The sequence below is a fragment of the Mesorhizobium sp. M7A.F.Ca.US.005.03.2.1 genome, assembly GCF_003997795.1.
GTDB lineage: Bacteria > Pseudomonadota > Alphaproteobacteria > Rhizobiales > Rhizobiaceae > Mesorhizobium > Mesorhizobium ciceri.
Map to the genome: position 1 here is coordinate 1 of NZ_RZRP01000739.1, position 3,148 is coordinate 3,148.

The window sequence follows — 3,148 nt, forward strand, 5'->3', positions numbered from 1 at the left end:
ATCATGAGCGGGTCGCCTTCCAGCTTGCCGACCACCGTGCCGGCATGGATATGGTCGACGCCGGCCATGCGCATCCATTTGCAGATGACGCGGAAATTCATGCCGTGGTTCTTCTGGCGCGAATAGGTCGAGTTGCCGGCACGGTGCAGGTGCAGGATCATGTCGTTGCGGCGTGCCCACTTGGCCATCGACTGGATCGCCGTGTAGCCGATGACGAGGTCGATCATGACGATGCAGGAGCCAAGTTGCTTGGCGAATTCGGCGCGCTCGTACATCTCCTCCATCGTGCCGGCGGTGACGTTGAGATAATGGCCTTTGACCTCGCCGGTGGCGGCCGACGCCTTGTTCACGGCCTCCATGCAGTAGAGGAAGCGGTCGCGCCAATGCATGAAGGGCTGCGAGTTGATGTTCTCGTCGTCCTTGACGAAGTCGAGGCCGCCCTTCAGCGCTTCATAAACGACGCGCCCGTAATTGCGTCCCGACAGGCCGAGCTTCGGCTTCGTCGTTGCGCCGAGCAGCGGCCGGCCGAACTTGTCGAGCCGCTCACGCTCCACCACGATGCCGGTCGCCGGCCCCTGGAAAGTTTTGAGATACGCCACCGGGATACGCATGTCTTCCAGCCGCAACGCCTTGACTGCCTTGAAGCCGAACACATTGCCGATGATCGATGCGGTCAGGTTGGCGATCGAGCCCGGCTCGAACAGGTCGAGGTCGTAGGCCATGTAGGCGAAGTACTGTTGCTCGGTCTTGGTTCCGGGACCGGTGTTCGGCACCGGCTCGGATCTGAACGCCTTGGCGCGATAGAGCTCGCAAGCTGTCAGCCGGTCGGTCCACACCACGGTCCACGTCGCGGTGGAGGATTCACCGGCGATGGCGGCTGCCGCCTCCTCGTGGTCGACACCGGGTTGCGGCGTGATCCGGAACATGGCGATCAGATCGGTTTCCTTGGGCCTGTAGTCAGGCTCCCAGTAGCCCATCTTCTTGTAGGGGATGACCCCTGACTTGTAGCGCTCCTTGCCTTCCTTGAGCGTCCCCGCTGGCAGTATGTCGATCTTGTTCATGACAGGTCTCCTGTTTGTTGCTCAGGCGGCTTTCGCGGTTGCGATTTGGGGGTCGAGTTTTCCCGCGGCGTAACGTTTCGCCATCTCGTCCATGGCGATGACCTTGATCTTCGAGGCGTTGGACGCCGTACCGAAACGCTCGAAGCGGTCCCGGCAAAGGTCGCGCAAGGCATCCATGGCGGGCTTCAGGAATTTGCGGGGATCGAACTCGCGCGGGTCTTCCGTCGCGACGCGGCGGAACTGCCCGGCCATGGCCATGCGGCAATCGGTGTCGATATTGACCTTGCGCACGCCGTAGCGGATGCCGCGCTCGATCTCCTCGACCGGGACGCCAAAAGTCTGGGGCATCTCGCCGCCGTATCTGTTGATGATGTCCTGCAACTCCTGCGGCACAGAGGAAGAGCCGTGCATGACCAGATGCGTGTTGGGCAGCTTCTCGTGGATCGCCTCGATCACCTGCATGGCCAGGATGTCGCCGTCCGGCTTGCGGGTGAATTTGTAGCCACCGTGCGAGGTGCCGCAGGCAATCGCCAGCGCGTCGACCTGGGTTGCGGTCACGAAGTCGACCGCCTGATCGGGATCGGTCAGGAGCTGGTCGTGGGAGAGCGCGCCCTCGGCGCCGTGGCCATCCTCGGCCTCGCCTTGGCCGGTTTCCAGCGAGCCGAGCACGCCCAGTTCGCCTTCGACGGAAGCGCCGACCCAATGCGCCATACGTGCGACGCGTTCGGTTATGGCGACGTTGTAGTCGTAGCTTGCCGGCGTCTTGGCGTCCGCCATCAAGGATCCGTCCATCATCACCGAGGTGAAGCCGTGGCGGATCGCGGAAAGGCAGGTGGCCTCGCTGTTGCCGTGGTCTTGATGGATGCATAGCGGGATGGTTGGGTGGATTTCGGTCAGCGCCTCCATCATCTTGGCCAGCATGATGTCGTTGGCATAGGATCGGGCGCCACGCGAAGCCTGGATGATGACAGGCGCGTCGCAGGCCTTGGCCGCTTCCATGATGGCGAGGCCCTGTTCCATGTTGTTGATGTTGAATGCCGGTACGCCGTAGCCGTGCTCGGCGGCATGGTCGAGAAGCTGGCGAAGGGTGATGCGAGCCATTGTGAATCCTCCTAGATGATGAGCTTCAGCGCCGCTGCAGCAACCGCTTCGGACGTGATGTTGAAATGCCGGTAGAGGTCGGGGGCAGGGGCGCTGGCGCCGAAGCCGGTCATGCCGACGAAAGCGCCGGTCTCGCCGATCCAGCGGTCCCAGCCCAGCCGGGCTGCCGCTTCGACCGCGACGCGCGGCGCCGAGCCGAGGACGGCCTTGCGGGTGGCGCTTTCCTGCTCCTCGAAAAGCTCCCAGCACGGCATCGACACGACGGCGGCGGCGACACCATGCTCGGTCTCCAGCCTTTCGGCGGCAGCAACCGCGATCTCGACCTCCGAGCCGGTGGCGATCAGGGTGACGGCACGGTGCTCGGCTGGTTCGCGCAGGACGTAGCCACCTTGGCGGGAGCGGTTCTCGTCACTGTGCGACCGACGCAGCATCGGCAGGTTCTGGCGCGACAGCACCAGGACGCTCGGCCGATCCTTGCTCTTCAGCGCGAGTTCCCAGCACTCCGCCGTTTCGATGACATCCGCCGGACGGAAGACGTTGAGATTAGGCGTCGCACGCAGCATCGCAAGGTGCTCGACCGGCTGGTGCGTCGGGCCGTCCTCGCCGAGGCCGATGGAATCGTGTGTCATCACATAGATGACGCGCTGGCCCATGAGCGCCGAGAGCCGCATCGCGCCGCGCGCATAATCGGCGAAGCACAGGAACGTACCGCCATAGGGCACGAAACCTCCATGCAGCGCGATGCCGTTCATGGCGGCCGCCATGCCGTGCTCACGAATGCCGTAGTGAATGTAGCGGCCGGCATAGTCACTCGGCGCAATGCGGTTCATGCCCTTGGTGATCGTCAGATTCGAGTGCGTCAGATCGGCCGAGCCGCCGACGGTCAATTCCGTTGCGCCGTTGATGGCCTCCAGCGCCATTTCGGAGGCTTTTCGCGTCGCCACCTTGGTTGCCTTCTCGACATGTTCGCGACGAAAGGCTTCGAG

3 protein-coding genes are annotated in these 3,148 nt (G+C 63.5%); all 3 read right to left on the reverse strand.

Annotation, left to right across the window (positions count from 1 at the left end):
• A partial coding sequence (locus EN991_RS29360; protein WP_127370055.1) for a ribulose-bisphosphate carboxylase large subunit occupies positions 1 to 1,061 on the reverse strand: 1,061 nt, incomplete at its 3' end.
• A gap of 21 nt (positions 1,062 to 1,082) precedes the next feature.
• Positions 1,083 to 2,162, reverse strand: a complete 1,080-nt coding sequence (gene fba, locus EN991_RS29365; protein WP_127370056.1) for a class II fructose-bisphosphate aldolase — start codon at positions 2,160 to 2,162, stop codon at positions 1,083 to 1,085.
• 11 nt (positions 2,163 to 2,173) lie between these two features.
• On the reverse strand, positions 2,174 to 3,148 hold a 975-nt coding region (locus EN991_RS29370; protein WP_281058820.1), incomplete at its 5' end, for a transketolase C-terminal domain-containing protein.

What these genes read in the sequence shown, in the direction of transcription:
- fba (WP_127370056.1), bottom strand. Translation starts at nt 2,162, where the DNA reads ATGGCTCGCATCACCCTTCGCCAGCTTCTCGACCATGCCGCCGAGCAC.